Source organism: Methylobacterium sp. V23, assembly GCF_002917135.1.
In the GTDB taxonomy this organism is placed as follows: Bacteria; Pseudomonadota; Alphaproteobacteria; order Rhizobiales; family Beijerinckiaceae; genus Methylobacterium.
The window spans coordinates 1-14,602 of the sequence record NZ_PDHT01000036.1; the positions used below are offsets into that span (position 1 = coordinate 1).

Here is a 14,602-nt window from a genome sequence, read left to right on the forward strand (position 1 = left end):
TCAGCGCCGAGGTCCAGCGCTTCCTGGCCACCGTGCGCGCCGCCTGAGCGGCGCCGGAGGCCGCCACGAACGGACGGACCAAAAAGGGGCCCGGAGCGATCCGGGCTCTTCGTCATGCCAGGCCCGGCGGACCGGCTAGCTCAGCCCGCCCGCCTCCACCACGAAGCGCGCGATGGCGTCCGCCCCGTGGCCGTCGCGCAGGGACGAGAACACGTAGGGCCGGGCGCCGCGCATGCGCTTCGTGTCGGATTCCATGATCCCGAGATCGGCGCCCACCAGGGGTGCGAGGTCGGTCTTGTTGACGATGAGGAGGTCCGAGCGGGTGATTCCGGGGCCGCCTTTGCGGGGGATCTTCTCGCCCCCCGCCACGTCGATGACGTAGAGGGTGAGGTCGGCCAGCTCCGGCGAGAAGGTGGCCGCGAGGTTGTCGCCACCGGACTCGATCAGGATGAGGTCGAGCTTCGGGAAGCGCCGACGCATCTCCGCCACCGCCGCGAGGTTGATCGAGGCGTCCTCGCGGATCGCCGTGTGCGGGCAGCCGCCGGTCTCGACGCCCATGATCCGCTCCTCCGGCAGGGCGCCGGCCACGGTAAGGAGGCGGGCATCCTCCTTGGTGTAGATATCGTTGGTGATCGCGCAGATCTCGTAGGTGTCGCGGAAGCGCTTGCAGAGCTGCTCCATCAGGGCGGTCTTGCCGGAGCCGACGGGGCCACCGATGCCGACGCGGAGGGGGCCGTTGGGAGAGGTCATCGCAGGGTCCTCAAGAGGTGTCCTCAGGAGCGGAAGATCCGGGAATACTGGGTCTCGTGCCGGAACGAGCCGAGGTCGAGGTTCAGGGTGGCGCTGCCGAGATCGTCGCGCCCGAGGGCCGGGATCGTGGCGGCGAGCGCCGTCACCCGCGGCGTCAGCGCGGCGATGATCCGGGTGCCCGCGCTCTGGCCGATGGGTGCGCAGCGCAGGGCCGCCGAGACGAGGTTCTGCAGGAAGGCGAGGCCGAAGCCGGCGAGCACCGGGGCCAGGGCCATCCGGTGGGCACCGGCCGCGAGGCCGACGGCCACCGGGTAGGCCACCGCCCCGTCGAGGGGGGCGGCGAGGCGGTCGAGGTCAGCGGTGCCCCAGGCCGCCACGGTGGCGTCGAGGAAGCTGCGGCCCTGCTGGCTCGTCTCCAGGTGCAGCTCGCGCGAGGGGGCCAGGGCGAGGGCGAGGTCGTTGAGCTCGGCCAGCGTCCGCGCATCCCCGGCCAGCGCCGCCGCATGGGTCTGGCTGAGAAGGATGAGGTCGTTGCGGCCCGAGCCGTGTGCGAGCACGTCGGCGAGCCAGTCCGTGAGCGAGGCCTCGCCGCCGACCTCGCCGCTCTCCACCGCCCCTTCGAGCCCGTGCGAGTAGGCATAGGCGCCCACCGGATAGCCCGGCGACAGCCACGCCATCAGGCGCAGGGCCTCAATCATGAGGGTGCGCGGGGTCGTGGCGATGGCCGTCGTGGGGGTGCGCGGGGTCGTCGTGCGAATGGCCGTGATGGTGGTGGCCGTGATGGTGCTGGCTCGCGGCCTCGCCCGCATAGGCGCCGCCCTCCGGCCGGAACGGGCGCTCCACCGCCTCGGCGCTGCCGCCCAAACCCCGCACCATCTCGGCGAGCACGTGGTCGAAGGCGATATAGACCGCGTCGGCCCCGATCTCGGCCGGGATGTGCCGGTTGCCGATGTGCCAGATCAGGCGCTTCAGGGCGTGGTCGTCGGGGGCGCGGATCTCCAGCAACGGCTCCGGCGCGGCCTCGACCCAGACCAGCCGCCCATCCTGCAGCACCAGGGCGTCGCCGTCGTCGAGGATCGCGGGCTCCGGCAGGTCGAGGAGGAAGGACAGGCCGCCCACCGTGCGCATGGCCATGCGCCGGCGATGCCGGTCGCCGTGGTCGAGAACGATGCGGTCGACGATCTCGCCGGAGAGGGCGTCGCGGCGCAGGACTTTCGTGGCGCGGATCATGGGGCGTGGGACGATACGGTGCGGGCGGTCATGGGTCGGGCAGGGCTCATCAGGTGAAGCGGGGCTCGAGGGCCCCCGGATAGACGCTGTCGTCCAGAATCTGCGCCAGGGTATAGGGACAAGCCGGCGGACAGGCCTGTTCCGCCAGCCCGGTCTCGTCCGCTGCGCGAACGCGCCCCAGGTGACAGGCCTTCGACAGAACCGTCTCCGGCCAGGCCCGGAGGCTCGGGCTGACGTCGAGACGACCTTCGATCCGAAGGCGTTGCATTTCCTCGGCAAGGTGGTGCCAGTCGATGTCCTGCCGTCGCTTCGCGCGGAGCAGGGCGGCCTGATCCTGCGTCCACAGGTAGAGGTCGGTCTCGGAGAGGTCGTGACCCTGGGATGGGCTGACGGCAGCCTTGGACAGGGGGGACTCCGCGGGCGTCGAACGCATCCGACCTCAAAACAGGAAGTATCGCTGCGCCATCGGCAGCACCTCGGCGGGCTCGCAGACCAGGAGTTCGCCGTCGGCGCGGACGTCGTAGGTCTCGGGGTCGACCGCGATGTCGGGCGTCGCGTCGTTGAGGATCATGCTCTTCTTCGAGATGCCGCCGCGGACGTTCTCGACGGCGACGAGGCGCTTCTGCAGCCCGAGGCGCTCGCCGAGCCCGTCCTCGATCGCGGCCTTCGAAACGAAGGTCAGGGCGGTGGCGAAGGGCACCCGGCCGAAGGACCCGAACATCGGGCGGTAATGCACCGGCTGGGGCGTCGGGATCGAGGCGTTGGGATCGCCCATCGGCGCCGTGGCGATGGCGCCCCCCTTGATCACGAGGTCGGGCTTCACCCCGAAGAAGGCCGGCGTCCACAGCACGAGGTCGGCGAGCTTGCCCGGCTCCACCGAGCCGATATGGGCCGAGACGCCGTGTGCGATGGCGGGGTTGATGGTATACTTCGCCACGTAGCGGCGGGCGCGCAGGTTGTCGTTGCCGCTCGCGTCGCCGGGCAGGGCGCCCCGCTGGCGCTTCATCTTGTCCGCCGTCTGCCACGTGCGGATGATGACCTCGCCGACCCGGCCCATGGCCTGGCTGTCCGACGACATCATCGAGAGGGCGCCGATGTCGTGCAGGATGTCTTCGGCCGCGATGGTCTCGCGGCGGATGCGGCTCTCGGCGAAGGCGAGGTCTTCGGGAATCGCCGGGTCGAGGTGGTGGCACACCATCAGCATGTCGAGATGCTCGTCGATGGTGTTCTTCGTGTAGGGCCGCGTCGGGTTCGTCGAGGACGGCAGGACGTTGGCCAGCCCCGCCACCCTGATGATGTCAGGCGCGTGGCCGCCGCCCGCCCCCTCGGTATGGAAGGCGTGGATGGTCCGCCCCGCGAAGGCCTTGATCGTGTCCTCGACGAAGCCGGATTCGTTGAGGGTGTCGGAGTGGATCATCACCTGCACGTCGTACAGGTCGGCCACCGTCAGGCAGGTGTCGATGGCGGCCGGGGTGGTGCCCCAGTCCTCGTGCAGCTTGAGGGCGCAGGCCCCGGCCCGGATCATCTCGACGAGGCTCTCGGGCCGCGCGGCGTTGCCCTTGCCCGCGAAGGCGAGGTTCATCGGGAACGATTCCGCCGCCTCGATCATCCGGGCGAGGTGCCACGGTCCCGGGGTACAGGTGGTGGCGAAGGTGCCGTGCGCCGGGCCGGTGCCGCCGCCCAGCATGGTGGTGACGCCCGAGCACAGGGCCTCGTCGATCTGCTGCGGGCAGATGTAGTGGATGTGGCTGTCGAAGCCGCCGGCCGTGAGGATCTTGCCTTCCCCGGCAATGACCTCGGTGCCGGGTCCGACCACGATGTCGACGCCCGGCTGGATATCCGGGTTGCCGGCCTTGCCGAGCTTGGCGATCCGGCCCTTCACCAGGCCGACGTCGCACTTCACCACGCCCCAATGGTCGAGGACCACTGCGTTGGTGATGACGGTGTCGACGGCACCGTCCTGGTTGGTGACCTGGGACTGGCCCATGCCGTCGCGGATGACCTTGCCGCCGCCGAACTTCACCTCCTCGCCGTAGGTGGTGTGGTCGCGCTCCACCTCGATCACCAGCGACGTGTCGGCGAGCCGGATGCGGTCGCCGGTGGTGGGGCCGAACATGTCGGCATAGGCGGCGCGGGGGAGGGCGGCGCGGGGGGGCATGTTGGACATCGGGTATCCTTGCGCCTCTGATCAGGCCGAAAGGTGTGAGAAGACTGCCTCGCGCGCGGCAACTTGATCGTAGGTCATCGTGGTGGAGGCACCCGCCTGCCGGTTGAGGTGACCGATGAGATAATCCGGGAAATCGGCGCTGCCGGCGCGCCAGTTCTCGATGGCGGCAATGACCGCACGCTCGTCGGTGAAAGCGATCCGGGGCGAACTGACGAGAACATCGAGCAGAGCGAGGATGTCTGCCTTGCCGAAGCGCTCGCGCCGCGCCAGCGTCCAGACAAACTCCACCAGCACGACGGGATTGATGACGGCCGGCTCTGCAAGTCGCGCCGGGTCGATCAGGAACGCGCTCGCCAGAGGCGACTGCGCAGCATCGTCGGCGAGGGTGTGACGCAGCAGGATGTTGGTGTCGATTCCAATCATCGGCCCGACTTCGTGCGCTCGTCCTCGGCGACGAGGTAGTCGCCGACCGGGTCCGCTCCGGTCCCAGCTTCGGCCCGGCCGGCCGCGTCCCGGGCCCGGCGGGCGATCGCCTGCATCGAACACAGGTCGTCGGTGTCCTTCCTCAAGACGGCGCTGCCATCGTCGCCGACGACGAGCGATAGGCGGTCGCCGGCCACGGCGTTGATCGCACGCCGGAATTCGGCTGGCAGCGTGACCTGCCCCTTCGCTGTCACCGTCACCGCGAACCGTTGCACGCGCGACTCCTCAACTTCGATGATCCGCCTGATGTCTACCATGGCCGTGTCGATCAGAGCGCTCCCATCACGTCGCCGCGGAACCCGTAGACGGTGCGGCCTCCGCCCAGCGGCACCAGCATGACCTCGCGGGTCACGCCCGGCTCGAAGCGCACCGCCGTGCCGGGGGCGATGTCGAGGCGCTGGCCGCGGGCCTTCTCGCGCTCGAAGGTCAGGCCGGGATTGACCTCGTAGAAGTGGTAGTGCGAGCCGACCTGGATCGGCCGGTCGCCGACGTTGGACACCGACAGGAGGGTGCGGGGAGCGCCCTCGTTGAAGACGATCTCGCCCGGCAGGGTGGTCACGGTGCCGGGCACCTCGGCCGAGGCCGCGCCCCGGATCGGGTGGTGTACGGTCACGAGCTTGGTGCCGTCCGGGAAGGTCGCCTCGACCTGGATGTCGTGGATCATCTCGGGGATGCCGTCCATGCACTGCTCGGCGCTGAGCACGTGCCCGCCGGCCTGCATCAGCTCCGAGACCGAGCGCCCGTCCCGGGCGCCCTCGACCACGAAGTCGCTGATCAGCGCCACCGCCTCGGGATAGTTCAGCTTCACCCCGCGGCTGAGCCGGTTGCGGGCCACCTGTGCGGCCATGGCGAGGAGGAGCTTGTCCTTTTCGCGTGGGGTCAGGAGCACGGGGGACCTCGGAGGTTGGGCGCGGACGTGTCGGACCCGGGAAGGCAAGGACCGTGCGCGGCGGGGCCGCGCGCCGGGAACGCGGCGCGCATGGATGCATCCCTGGAGAGCGAGCGCAAGCGCGACGCGGGCCGCCCTCCGGTTGACAGGATGCGGGCCCCGGCCGAACAGCGGAGTCGACCTCACCCCACTCCAAGGGCCGGCCGTTGACCTATCCCCGCGACCTCGTCGGCTACGGCCGCAATCCGCCGCATCCGCGCTGGCCGGACGGCGCGCGCATCGCGGTGCAGATCGTGCTGAACTACGAGGAGGGCGGCGAGAACTGCATCCTGCACGGGGATGCGGCCTCCGAGGCCTTCCTGTCCGAGATCGTCGGGGCGCAGCCCTGGCCGGGCCAGCGCCACATGAGCCTCGAATCCCTGTTCGAGTACGGGTCGCGGGCCGGGTTCTGGCGGCTCTGGCGGCTGTTCCAATCGCGAAAGATCCCCGTGACCGCCTTCGCGGTCGCCACCGCGCTCGCCCGCCACCCGGACGTCGCCGCGGCCATGAAGGAAGCGGACTGGGAGATCGCCTGCCACGGCCTCAAGTGGATCGACTACCGCGACTTCACCCGCGCCGAGGAGAAGGCGCACATGGACGAGGCGATCCGCATCCACACCGAGATCACGGGCGCGCGCCCGCGCGGCTGGTACACCGGGCGCTCCTCGCCCCACACCCTCGACCTCGGGATCGCGGCCGGGATGACGTACCTTGCCGATTCCTACGCCGACGACCTGCCGTACTGGATCGACGAGCCCAGCGGCCGTGGCCTCGTGGTGCCCTACACCCTGGATGCCAACGACATGAAATGCGCCGCCATCCAGGGCTTCAACACCGGCGACCACCTCTTCACCTACCTGCGCGACACCTTCGATGCCCTCTATGCCGAGGGTGCGGAGGCGCCCAAGATGATGTCGGTGGGCCTGCATTGCCGCCTCGTCGGCCGGCCCGGGCGAATCGGCGCGCTGGTCCGCTTCCTCGACCACATCGCCGCCCACGACCAGGTCTGGGTCGCCCGCCGCATCGACATCGCCGAGCACTGGATCCGGCACCACCCGCCGGCCTGAGGCATCGCCATGCGCGAGATCCGCACGGACGCCGCCCCTCCGCCCGCCCGCCGCCGCCGCAAGGACGGGGAGGCGCGGCGCGTGGCCATCCTTGATGCGGGGCTCGCGCTGTTCTCGGGCCTCGGGCTGCACGGGGCCAGCGTGGAGGGCATCGCCGAGCGGGCCGGGCTCTCGAAGACCAACCTGCTCTACTACTTCCCCTCGAAGGAGGCGCTCTACGTCGCGGTGCTGCGCCGGGTGCTGACGGTCTGGCTCGATCCGCTCCAGGCCTTCGACGCCGACAGCGAACCGGCCGCGGCGTTCCGGGGCTACATCCGCGCCAAGCTCACCCTGTCGCGGGACGCGCCCCAGGCCTCGCGGCTGTTTTGCCTGGAGATCGTCCAGGGCGCCCCCCTGCTGCGCCCGGAGCTCGAGGGCTCCCTGCGCGACCTCGTCGAAGCCAAGGCCGCGATCATCCGGGGCTGGAGCGCGGCCGGGCGGATCGGCCCGCACGACCCGCATCACCTGATCTTCTCGATCTGGGCGATCACCCAGCACTATGCCGACTTCGCCGTGCAGGTGGAGGCCGTCACGAGGCGGGGCCTCGACGACCCGGACTTCTTCGAGCGCACGGTCGCCAGCACCCAGGCCCTGATCCTGGCCGGCCTCGGCCTGCGCTGACCCGGCGCGATCCGCTGCCGCCCTGGGCAGGAGGCGCCCAAACGGCCGGCAGAACGGAGAGAGTTTAGGCAAGCGCCCGAAAACCCCCTCGCGAGAGTTTGACCATCCGGTCCGAATGGGGTTGGATCGTGGAGACCGGAGACGATCGACAGTCTCCGCCGCCATCCCGAAGCGCCCTGGACTGGTTTTGTCAGGGTCATGTCTTCGTCGGAGTCCCGCCTGACAGCGGGTTCTACCCGCGCGAACGAGGTTGCCATGAATGTCGGCGTCTTCATCCCGATCGGAAACAACGGCTGGCTGCTGTCGGAGAACGCGCCGCAGTACAAGCCGAGTTTCGAACTGAACAAGCAGGTGGTTCTGAAGGCCGAGGGCTACGGGCTCGACTTCGCGCTGTCGATGATCAAGCTGCGGGGCTTCGGCGGCAAGACCGAGTTCTGGGACCACAACCTCGAATCCTTCACCCTGATGGCGGGGCTGGCGGCCGTGACCAGCCGGATCAAGCTGTTCGCCACGGCCGCCACCCTGTGCATGCCCCCCGCCATCACGGCGCGGATGGCCGCGACCATCGATTCGATCTCGAACGGGCGCTTCGGCCTCAACCTCGTCACCGGCTGGCAGCGGCCGGAATACGCTCAGATGGGCCTGTGGCCCGGGGACGAGTATTTTTCGCGCCGCTACGAGTACCTCTCGGAATACGCGCAGGTGCTGCGCGACCTGTGGGAGACCGGGGTCTGCGACCGCAAGGGCGAATTCTTCCAGATGGACGATTGCCGCCTCAGCCCGCGCCCGCAGGCCGAGATGAAGATCATCTGCGCCGGCCAGTCCAATGCCGGCATGGAGTTCACGGCCCGCTACGCCGACTACAACTTCTGCTTCGGCAAGGGGGTGAACACGCCGACCGCCTTCGCCCCCACGGTGGAGCGGCTGGAAGCCGCCAAGGCTGCGATGGGAAGGGCCGCGACGGGAACGGCGGCGAAGGGAACGACGGCGACGGGGCGCGCCGTCTCCTCCTACGTGCTGTTCATGGTCATCGCCGACGAGACCGACGAGGCGGCCCGGGCCACCTGGGAGCACTACAAGGCCGGCGCCGACCAGGAGGCGATCGCCTGGCTCGGGATCCAGGGCGCCGCCGACACCAAGTCGGGGTCCGACACCAACGTGCGCCAGATGACCGACCCGACCTCGGCCGTGAACATCAACATGGGCACGCTGGTGGGCTCTTATGCCGAGGTGGCGCGGATGCTCGACGAGGTCGCCACGGTCCCGGGCACCGAGGGCGTGCTCCTGGTGTTCGACGACTTCCTCGCGGGCCTCGACGCCTACGGCACCCGCATCCAGCCCCTGATGACGAGCCGCGCGCACATCCAAGCCGGGGCTGACGCGTCGGCCGAGCCGATGGCGCAGGTGGCGTGATGGACGGCATCACCAGGCCAGCCGGCTATACCGATCCGCAGGGCCGCCAGGGCGGCATCACCCTGGCGGCCCGGCCGGAACCTATCGCCTTCGACGGATCCGCCACCGCGCTCATCGTCGTCGACATGCAGAACGCCTACACGACGCCGGGGGGCTACCTCGATCTCGCCGGCTTCGACGTCTCCGGCACGGGGCCGGTGGTAGAGCAGATCGCCCGGGCGGTGCGGGCGGCGCGGGCGGCCGGGATCCGGATCGTCTGGTTCCAGAACGGCTGGGACCCGGACTACGTCGAGGCCGGAGGCCCGGGTTCGCCGAACTGGCACAAGTCCAACGCCCTCAAGACCATGCGGGCCCGGCCCGGGATGAACGAACGCCTGCTCGCCCGGGGCACCTGGGACTACGCCCTGGTGGATGCCCTCAGGCCCGAGCCCGGCGACATCGTGCTGGGCAAGCCGCGCTACAGCGGCTTCTACAACACCCAGCTCGACAGCCTGCTGCGCGCGGCCGGGATCCGCACCCTGGTCTTCACCGGCATCGCCACCAACGTCTGCGTGGAATCGACCCTGCGCGACGGCTTCTTCCTCGAATATTTCGGCATCGTGCTGGCCGACGCCACCCATCAGGCCGGCCCGCCGGCCCTGCAGGCGGGGGCACTCGCCAACATCGAGACCTTCTTCGGCTGGGTCTCGGACGTCGCAGCCTTCGAGGCGGCCCTCGGGCCGGACCTTCGACGAACGGCGGCGGCCGAATAGGGCGGCCCGCTCCTCCCGGTGCGGGCGTGTCGGCGCACGGGCGGGAAGGCCGCGCACACGGGTCCCTCTCGGTGTGGCGAGAGGGACGGCTCGGCGAAGGGGGAGGGAAGAACCCGCGCCCCAGCGAGACCTGACAGGGCATCTGGCAGGGCAACCTGGCAGGGCGTCCCGGGACGCCAGCCGAACCTGCAGGACCTCGCGGAACGCGGGCCCCCTTCCTCATCCCCCATCCCATCGTGCGTCCCGGTTCCACCAGGACATCTGAAACGATCCCACGCTGACGTAGCCCAGGAGCCCCCGACGATGCCCAAGACCGCGATCATCCCGCCCGGCACCGGCAAGCCGCTGGCGCCCTACGTCCCCGGCACCCTGGCGGACGGCGTGCTCTACGTCTCGGGCACGCTGCCCCTCGATGCGGAGGCCAACGTCGTGCACGTGGGCGACGCCGCCGCCCAGACCCGGCACGTGCTGGAGACGATCAAGGGCGTGGTCACCGCCGCCGGAGGCAGCATGGACGACGTCACCTTCAACCACGTCTTCCTCAAGGACTGGGCCGACTACGCCGCCATCAACGCGGTCTATGCCGAGTACTTCCCCGGCGAGAAGCCGGCGCGCTACTGCATCCAGTGCGGCCTGGTGAAGCCCGACGCCCTGGTGGAGATCGCCTCGGTGGCGCATGTGGGCGGGGCCTGAGGCAGCATGGCCGGATCGCTCCACCATGCCGTCCACGGCAACGGCGACCGCACCGTCCTGCTCTCGCCGGGCCTCGGCGGCTCGGCCGCCTACTTCGCGCCGCAGATGGCGGCGCTGACCGCGCGGTTCCGCGTCATCACCTACGACCACCGCGGCACCGGTCGCTCGGGTGGAAGCCTGGAGCCTGGCCACGACATCGCCGCCATGGCCCGGGACGCCCTGGCGGTGATGGACGCCTGCGGGGTCGAACATTGCGACGTCGTCGGGCACGCCCTCGGGGGCCTGATCGGCCTCGAACTCGCCCGGACCTCCCCGGAGCGCGTCGGCCGCCTCGCCGTGGTCAACGGCTGGGCGAAGGCGGATTCCGCCACGAAGCGCTGCTTTGCCGCCCGGAAGCTGCTGCTGGCGGAGAGCCCCGAGGCCTATGTCCGGGCGCAGGCGATCTTCCTCTACCCGGCCCCGTGGCTCTCGCAGAATGCCGCCCGGGTGGCCGAGGACGAGGCGCATGCCCTGGCGCAGTTCCCCGGCCGCGAGACCGTCCTCGCCCGGATCGCCGCCCTCGAGGCCTTCGACCTGACGGTGGATCTCCCGGACCTCCCGCACGAGACCCTGGTGATGGCGGCGGACGACGACGTCCTGGTGCCCTATCTGTGCTCGGAAGACCTTGCGCGCGGGCTCCCGAACGCGCACCTCGACCGGGTCCCCAGCGGCGGCCACGCGCACAGCGTCACCCGCGCCGACGCCTTCAACCGGACGCTCGTGGCGTTCCTCGACCGACAGGAGTGATCCCCGTGAGCCAGACGCGGCCGAGCCAAGCGGCGCTTTCTTCCGTCGAGGCCGACGCCTTTACCGTCGAGGCCGACGCCCTGCCCGTGGTGGCCCATGCCCTCCCTGTGGCAGCCGACGCCTTCCGCGGCGCCATGGCGCGCGTGGCCAGCGCCGTCCATCTCGTCACCACCGATGGCGCGGGCGGCCGGGCCGGCTTCACCGCCTCGGCGGTGTGCAGCGTGAGCGACGGGCCGCCGACCCTGCTGGTCTGCATCAACCGGTCGTCCTCCGCCTACGCGGCGGTCAGCGCCAATGCGGGCCTCTGCGTCAACACCCTGGCGCACGATCAATCCGGGGTCGCCGCGGCCTTCGGGGGACGCACGCCGATGGCGGTACGCTTCGAGGCCGGCACCTGGACCACCCTGGTTACCGGAGCGCCCGCCCTCCTCGGGGCGTTGACGGCCTTCGATTGCCGCATCGTCGCCCGTCACCCGGTGGGCACCCATGACGTGCTCTATTGCGAGGTCGTGGCGCTCGCCGAGCCGGGCGACGGGCACGGGCTCGTCTACGCCGACCGGGGCTATCACACGGTGCCGCTCGGCGCGGCGCCCCCGCGCGAGGCCGCGGCCTGACGCCGTCTTCAACCGCCGCGTTCCTGGCCGGGCCCGGCGCGAAACCGGGCTCGGCATGAACCGAGGCCCGGTATGAACCGAGGCCCGGCATGAACCGAGGCCCAGCATGAAACGACGAAGGCCGGCGCTCCCCTTCGAGAAGGCCGGCCTTCGTTGCGCGCGGCGCCCGGAAGCGGGCGGGATTTACCAGCGATCGTTGCGACGGGCCCGGACCGAACCGGTGGTGATCTCGTCCCCGTAGCCCCGCGGCACGACGGCCCGGGCGCGGCTGTCGCGCAGCTCATCGAGGTTGCGCGCGGCCGCCTGGCCGGCGAGGCCGCCCGGCGCCACGGCGGCGGGGATGCCCGCGGGGGCGTTGTAGCTCTGCGCAAGGGCGCCCGAGGCGGACAGGCCGAGAGCAACGGCGAGGGCGGCGGTGAGATGGCGATGCGTCATGGCGGACATCCTAGAACGTACGAGTGCCGGGGAGACGCGAAGCACCCCCGCCGAGTTCCTAGAATTTGTGCATGTCTGCCGCGCGAGACACCAAGACTTGCTTGTTCTCTGTGCAGTGAAGGCGGGTAACGCCGTCATATTTAAAGACTTCGCCCCGTCGGCAGATCTGACGTGTCACGATTTTTCTTGCGAAATCAATAGCTTGCCGGAAGGCCGAAGATTTCGACGGCCGTCGGCAGGTTTTGGCACGCGTCTCGATTCGCAGGTGCGGCACGGCACGTGGGATCGCCCCCGGATCGTGCGCCGCCGGGGCGCCCCTCCGGATCTGGGCTCGACCCGTGGCGGGGTGAAGGAGCCCCTGGTGCGAAACCGCCCGCCGATCCGGCCCTCCGGGCTTCGGGGGAGGGTGACCGCCCGTCAGCCGATGCGGCCGATGCTGGCTTCGATCTGGCCGTGCGGCTCGTCGGTGGGCAGGAAGACCTGCCCGCCATGGGGGATGCCGAACGGCGCGAGGTTCATCGGGATGTAGTGCTTGTTGGGCATCGCGAAGTGGATCTCGGCGATGTCCGGCCGGGCGGCCAGCACCGCCTCGCCCATCCGGTACATGCTGTCCTGGACGCCGGCACTGTAGGTGGTGGCGAAGACCGTGATCATCGTGTCGAGGATGCCGGCGTTGGCCGCCGTGGGATCGTCCGGCGGCGCCGTCCAGGTCCAGGTCGCATCCATGCTGGTGGCGCAGATGCGGTCTTCGGTGTCCGGCAGGGTGCGGAACGCGTCGTCGACGAAGTCGGCCCAGCCGGATTCGGTGGTCTTCATCAGGGTGTAGCCGCGCAGGCCCGATTGCAGCACCGACCCGTCCCGGTCGGCCACCAGCCGGACGAAGGGCTGGCCGTTGCCGTCGAGGGTGAAGGTGTGGGGATGCGGCGCGCCGTTCACCATCCGGCGCAGCCAGCGCGTCTCCAGGGCCTCGATGGTGACGGCCGCGACCTGGGGGTAGCGCTCCAGGAACAGGGCGGCGACGTGGCCGACGAAGGCTTCGGTCTCGGCCTCGACGTATTGGGCGGCCGTGACGTTGACGATGTTCTTGATGCTGTCGGTGGCGATGACCTGCCGGTTGTCGGCCGCCGTCCAGGACGCGCCGAACGCCCCCTCCAGCAGCACCGTGAGGGTGAGTTCGCGCACCGCGTGGCGGGCGCTCGCCCGGGCGAGCCGGAGCACCCGCACGCGGCCCTTGCCGTAGCGTGCCTGCGTCAGCGCCATGATGGGTCTCCTCCGGTGATGGGACGCGAGGCTCTCACGCCTCGGCGGCGTGGGCGAGGCGGGCCGCCGCGGCCCGGGCGCCCGCCCGGCCGCCGAGCCCGTTGAAGAACAGGTTCAGGCTCACGGCCGACAGGGCGGCGAGGAGGATGCCGGATTCCAGCAGCGGATGCAGCACGTCGGGCATCTGCTTGAAGAAGGCGGGCGCCACCAGGGGGATCAGGCCGAAGCCCACCGACACCGCGACGATGAAGAGGTTGTTGCGGTTGGCGGCGAAATCCACCGTGCCGAGAATGCGCGTGCCGGTGGCCGCCACCATGCCGAACATGACGAGCCCGGCGCCGCCGAGGACGCAGGGCGGCACGGCCTCCACCAGGGCGGCGAGCTTCGGGATCAGGCCGAGGACCAGCATCACGACGCCGCCGATCACCGCGACCCAGCGCGAGCGCACGCCGGTGACGCCGACGAGGCCGATGTTCTGCGAGAACGCGGTGTACGGGAAGGTGTTGAACACGCCGCCGAGCACGGTGCCGAGGCCGTCGGCGCGCAGGCCCCGGATCAGGCGCGCCTCGTCCACGGTCTCGCCCGTGATCTCGGCGAGCGCGAGGAACATGCCCGTGGATTCGATCATCACCACCACCATGACGAGGCAGAGGGTGAGGCTGGCCACCAGGTCGAAGCGCGGCGCCCCGAAGGCGAAGGGCCGCACCACGTCGAACCACGGCGCCGCCGCCGCCCGCGACAGGTCGACGAGGCCGAAGGCCCCCGCCGCCGCCATACCGACCACGATGCCGATCAGCACCGAGGCCGAGGCGACGAAGCCGCGAGCGTACCGGGTCAGGCCCAGGATGACGAGGAGGACAAACAGCGCGAGTCCGAGATAGAGCAGGGCGCCGTAGCGTGGGTTTCCGAGCCCGCCCGCGGCCCAGTTCACGCCGACCCGCATCAGCGAGATGCCGATCACCAGGATGACGGTGCCCGTCACCACCGGCGGGAACAGGGGCAGCAGGCGCCCCACCAGGGGCGCGGCGAGGAGGGCGAACAGGCCCGCGACGAGCACGGCGCCGTAGATGCCCGGGAGCCCGAGGGTCGGGTTGGTGCCCAGGGCGATCATCGGCGTCACCGCCGCGAAGGTCACGCCCATCATCACCGGCATGCGGATGCCGATGCCGGGCAGGCCCCAGCTCTGGATCAGGGTGGCGAGGCCGCAGGCGAACAGGTCGGCGCTCACCAGCAGCGCCACCTGCTCGGGCGGCAGCCCGAGGGCGCGCCCGACGATGAGGGGCACCGCCACGGCCCCGGCATACATCACCAGGACGTGCTGCAGGGCGAGCAAACCGAGGGCCACCGGGGGAACCCGGGTGGGC

At 70.5% G+C, this 14,602-nt stretch carries 17 protein-coding genes and 1 pseudogene; 7 read left to right on the forward strand and 11 right to left on the reverse strand.

The genetic code is table 11. The annotated features are described in order from the left end of the window. Positions 1 to 135: 135 nt before the first annotated feature. From ureG to CRT23_RS23255, 8 genes are read right to left on the reverse strand one after another with little or no spacing between them, the layout of a single operon-like run. Positions 136 to 750 (reverse strand): urease accessory protein UreG, encoded by a 615-nt coding sequence (ureG, locus tag CRT23_RS23220; RefSeq protein WP_055958291.1) that lies wholly within the window; start codon positions 748 to 750, stop codon positions 136 to 138. Positions 751 to 773: 23 nt separating this feature from the next. Beyond that, the gene (locus CRT23_RS23225) at positions 774 to 1,448 is read right to left on the reverse strand and encodes an urease accessory protein UreF (RefSeq protein ID WP_103711968.1); all 675 of its coding nucleotides are present in this window, start codon (positions 1,446 to 1,448) and stop codon (positions 774 to 776) included. After that, positions 1,441 to 1,980: an urease accessory protein UreE gene (locus tag CRT23_RS23230; RefSeq protein WP_055958285.1), complete on the reverse strand. Its 540-nt coding sequence runs from the start codon at positions 1,978 to 1,980 to the stop codon at positions 1,441 to 1,443. The genes CRT23_RS23225 and CRT23_RS23230 overlap by 8 nt, the downstream gene beginning before the upstream one ends. 49 nt (positions 1,981 to 2,029) lie before the next feature. Further along, complete coding sequence (locus CRT23_RS23235; protein WP_103711969.1) at positions 2,030 to 2,413, reverse strand: DUF29 domain-containing protein; 384 nt, start codon at positions 2,411 to 2,413, stop codon at positions 2,030 to 2,032. A 6-nt stretch (positions 2,414 to 2,419) separates the two neighbouring features. Next, on the reverse strand, positions 2,420 to 4,147 hold the full coding sequence (gene ureC / locus CRT23_RS23240) for an urease subunit alpha (protein ID WP_055958280.1): 1,728 nt from the start codon (positions 4,145 to 4,147) through the stop codon (positions 2,420 to 2,422). Between the two features lie 21 nt (positions 4,148 to 4,168). Beyond that, positions 4,169 to 4,570 carry a type II toxin-antitoxin system VapC family toxin gene (locus CRT23_RS23245; protein ID WP_103711970.1) on the reverse strand — a complete coding sequence of 134 codons (402 nt, stop codon included), beginning with the start codon at positions 4,568 to 4,570 and terminating at the stop codon, positions 4,169 to 4,171. After that, the gene (locus CRT23_RS23250) at positions 4,567 to 4,845 is read right to left on the reverse strand and encodes an AbrB/MazE/SpoVT family DNA-binding domain-containing protein (RefSeq protein WP_181017436.1); all 279 of its coding nucleotides are present in this window, start codon (positions 4,843 to 4,845) and stop codon (positions 4,567 to 4,569) included. Before CRT23_RS23250 ends, CRT23_RS23245 begins: the two co-directional genes overlap by 4 nt. 53 nt (positions 4,846 to 4,898) lie before the next feature. Beyond that, on the reverse strand, positions 4,899 to 5,519 hold the full coding sequence (locus CRT23_RS23255; RefSeq protein ID WP_103711972.1) for an urease subunit gamma: 621 nt from the start codon (positions 5,517 to 5,519) through the stop codon (positions 4,899 to 4,901). Positions 5,520 to 5,725: 206 nt separating this feature from the next. Between CRT23_RS23255 and puuE the strand changes: the two are divergent. The 7 genes and pseudogenes from puuE to CRT23_RS23290 form a co-directional block, all read left to right on the forward strand. Next, a pseudogene (gene puuE, locus CRT23_RS23260) lies at positions 5,726 to 6,619 on the forward strand (allantoinase PuuE); the annotation flags it as partial. Positions 6,620 to 6,634: 15 nt separating this feature from the next. After that, positions 6,635 to 7,285 (forward strand): HTH-type transcriptional regulator RutR, encoded by a 651-nt coding sequence (gene rutR, locus CRT23_RS23265; RefSeq protein ID WP_103711973.1) that lies wholly within the window; start codon positions 6,635 to 6,637, stop codon positions 7,283 to 7,285. Between the two features lie 255 nt (positions 7,286 to 7,540). Beyond that, positions 7,541 to 8,698 (forward strand): pyrimidine utilization protein A, encoded by a 1,158-nt coding sequence (gene rutA, locus CRT23_RS23270; RefSeq protein WP_103711974.1) that lies wholly within the window; start codon positions 7,541 to 7,543, stop codon positions 8,696 to 8,698. Continuing rightward, on the forward strand, positions 8,698 to 9,450 hold the full coding sequence (gene rutB / locus CRT23_RS23275) for a pyrimidine utilization protein B (protein WP_103711975.1): 753 nt from the start codon (positions 8,698 to 8,700) through the stop codon (positions 9,448 to 9,450). The genes rutA and rutB overlap by 1 nt, the downstream gene beginning before the upstream one ends. Before the next feature lie 303 nt (positions 9,451 to 9,753). Then, positions 9,754 to 10,143, forward strand: a complete 390-nt coding sequence (gene rutC / locus CRT23_RS23280; protein ID WP_055958262.1) for a pyrimidine utilization protein C — start codon at positions 9,754 to 9,756, stop codon at positions 10,141 to 10,143. 6 nt (positions 10,144 to 10,149) lie between these two features. After that, positions 10,150 to 10,929, forward strand: a complete 780-nt coding sequence (gene rutD / locus CRT23_RS23285) for a pyrimidine utilization protein D (RefSeq protein WP_103711976.1) — start codon at positions 10,150 to 10,152, stop codon at positions 10,927 to 10,929. 134 nt (positions 10,930 to 11,063) lie between these two features. Then, a complete protein-coding gene (locus CRT23_RS23290) occupies positions 11,064 to 11,543 on the forward strand; it encodes a flavin reductase (RefSeq protein WP_103711996.1) in 480 nt (159 codons plus the stop codon). A gap of 183 nt (positions 11,544 to 11,726) precedes the next feature. Here CRT23_RS23290 and CRT23_RS23295 read toward each other — a convergent pair whose 3' ends face one another. The 3 genes from CRT23_RS23295 to CRT23_RS23305 form a co-directional block, all read right to left on the reverse strand. Beyond that, complete coding sequence (locus CRT23_RS23295) at positions 11,727 to 11,978, reverse strand: hypothetical protein (protein ID WP_103711977.1); 252 nt, start codon at positions 11,976 to 11,978, stop codon at positions 11,727 to 11,729. A 417-nt stretch (positions 11,979 to 12,395) separates the two neighbouring features. Next, positions 12,396 to 13,238, reverse strand: a complete 843-nt coding sequence (gene pucL, locus CRT23_RS23300; RefSeq protein WP_103711978.1) for a factor-independent urate hydroxylase — start codon at positions 13,236 to 13,238, stop codon at positions 12,396 to 12,398. A 34-nt stretch (positions 13,239 to 13,272) separates the two neighbouring features. Beyond that, positions 13,273 to 14,583, reverse strand: a complete 1,311-nt coding sequence (locus tag CRT23_RS23305) for a nucleobase:cation symporter-2 family protein (protein WP_245436515.1) — start codon at positions 14,581 to 14,583, stop codon at positions 13,273 to 13,275. Between the last annotated feature and the right edge of the window lie 19 nt (positions 14,584 to 14,602).

Excerpts from the sequence above, each read along its gene's own strand:
- ureG (WP_055958291.1), bottom strand. The coding sequence starts at position 750 with ATGACCTCTCCCAACGGCCCCCTCCGCGTCGGCATCGGTGGCCCCGTC.
- CRT23_RS23225 (WP_103711968.1), bottom strand. The coding sequence starts at position 1,448 with ATGATTGAGGCCCTGCGCCTGATGGCGTGGCTGTCGCCGGGCTATCCG.
- CRT23_RS23230 (WP_055958285.1), bottom strand. The coding sequence starts at position 1,980 with ATGATCCGCGCCACGAAAGTCCTGCGCCGCGACGCCCTCTCCGGCGAG.
- CRT23_RS23235 (WP_103711969.1), bottom strand. The coding sequence starts at position 2,413 with ATGCGTTCGACGCCCGCGGAGTCCCCCCTGTCCAAGGCTGCCGTCAGC.
- ureC (WP_055958280.1), bottom strand. The coding sequence starts at position 4,147 with ATGTCCAACATGCCCCCCCGCGCCGCCCTCCCCCGCGCCGCCTATGCC.
- CRT23_RS23245 (WP_103711970.1), bottom strand. The coding sequence starts at position 4,570 with ATGATTGGAATCGACACCAACATCCTGCTGCGTCACACCCTCGCCGAC.
- rutR (WP_103711973.1), top strand. The coding sequence starts at position 6,635 with ATGCGCGAGATCCGCACGGACGCCGCCCCTCCGCCCGCCCGCCGCCGC.
- rutA (WP_103711974.1), top strand. The coding sequence starts at position 7,541 with ATGAATGTCGGCGTCTTCATCCCGATCGGAAACAACGGCTGGCTGCTG.
- rutB (WP_103711975.1), top strand. The coding sequence starts at position 8,698 with ATGGACGGCATCACCAGGCCAGCCGGCTATACCGATCCGCAGGGCCGC.
- rutC (WP_055958262.1), top strand. The coding sequence starts at position 9,754 with ATGCCCAAGACCGCGATCATCCCGCCCGGCACCGGCAAGCCGCTGGCG.
- rutD (WP_103711976.1), top strand. The coding sequence starts at position 10,150 with ATGGCCGGATCGCTCCACCATGCCGTCCACGGCAACGGCGACCGCACC.
- CRT23_RS23290 (WP_103711996.1), top strand. The coding sequence starts at position 11,064 with ATGGCGCGCGTGGCCAGCGCCGTCCATCTCGTCACCACCGATGGCGCG.
- CRT23_RS23295 (WP_103711977.1), bottom strand. The coding sequence starts at position 11,978 with ATGACGCATCGCCATCTCACCGCCGCCCTCGCCGTTGCTCTCGGCCTG.
- pucL (WP_103711978.1), bottom strand. The coding sequence starts at position 13,238 with ATGGCGCTGACGCAGGCACGCTACGGCAAGGGCCGCGTGCGGGTGCTC.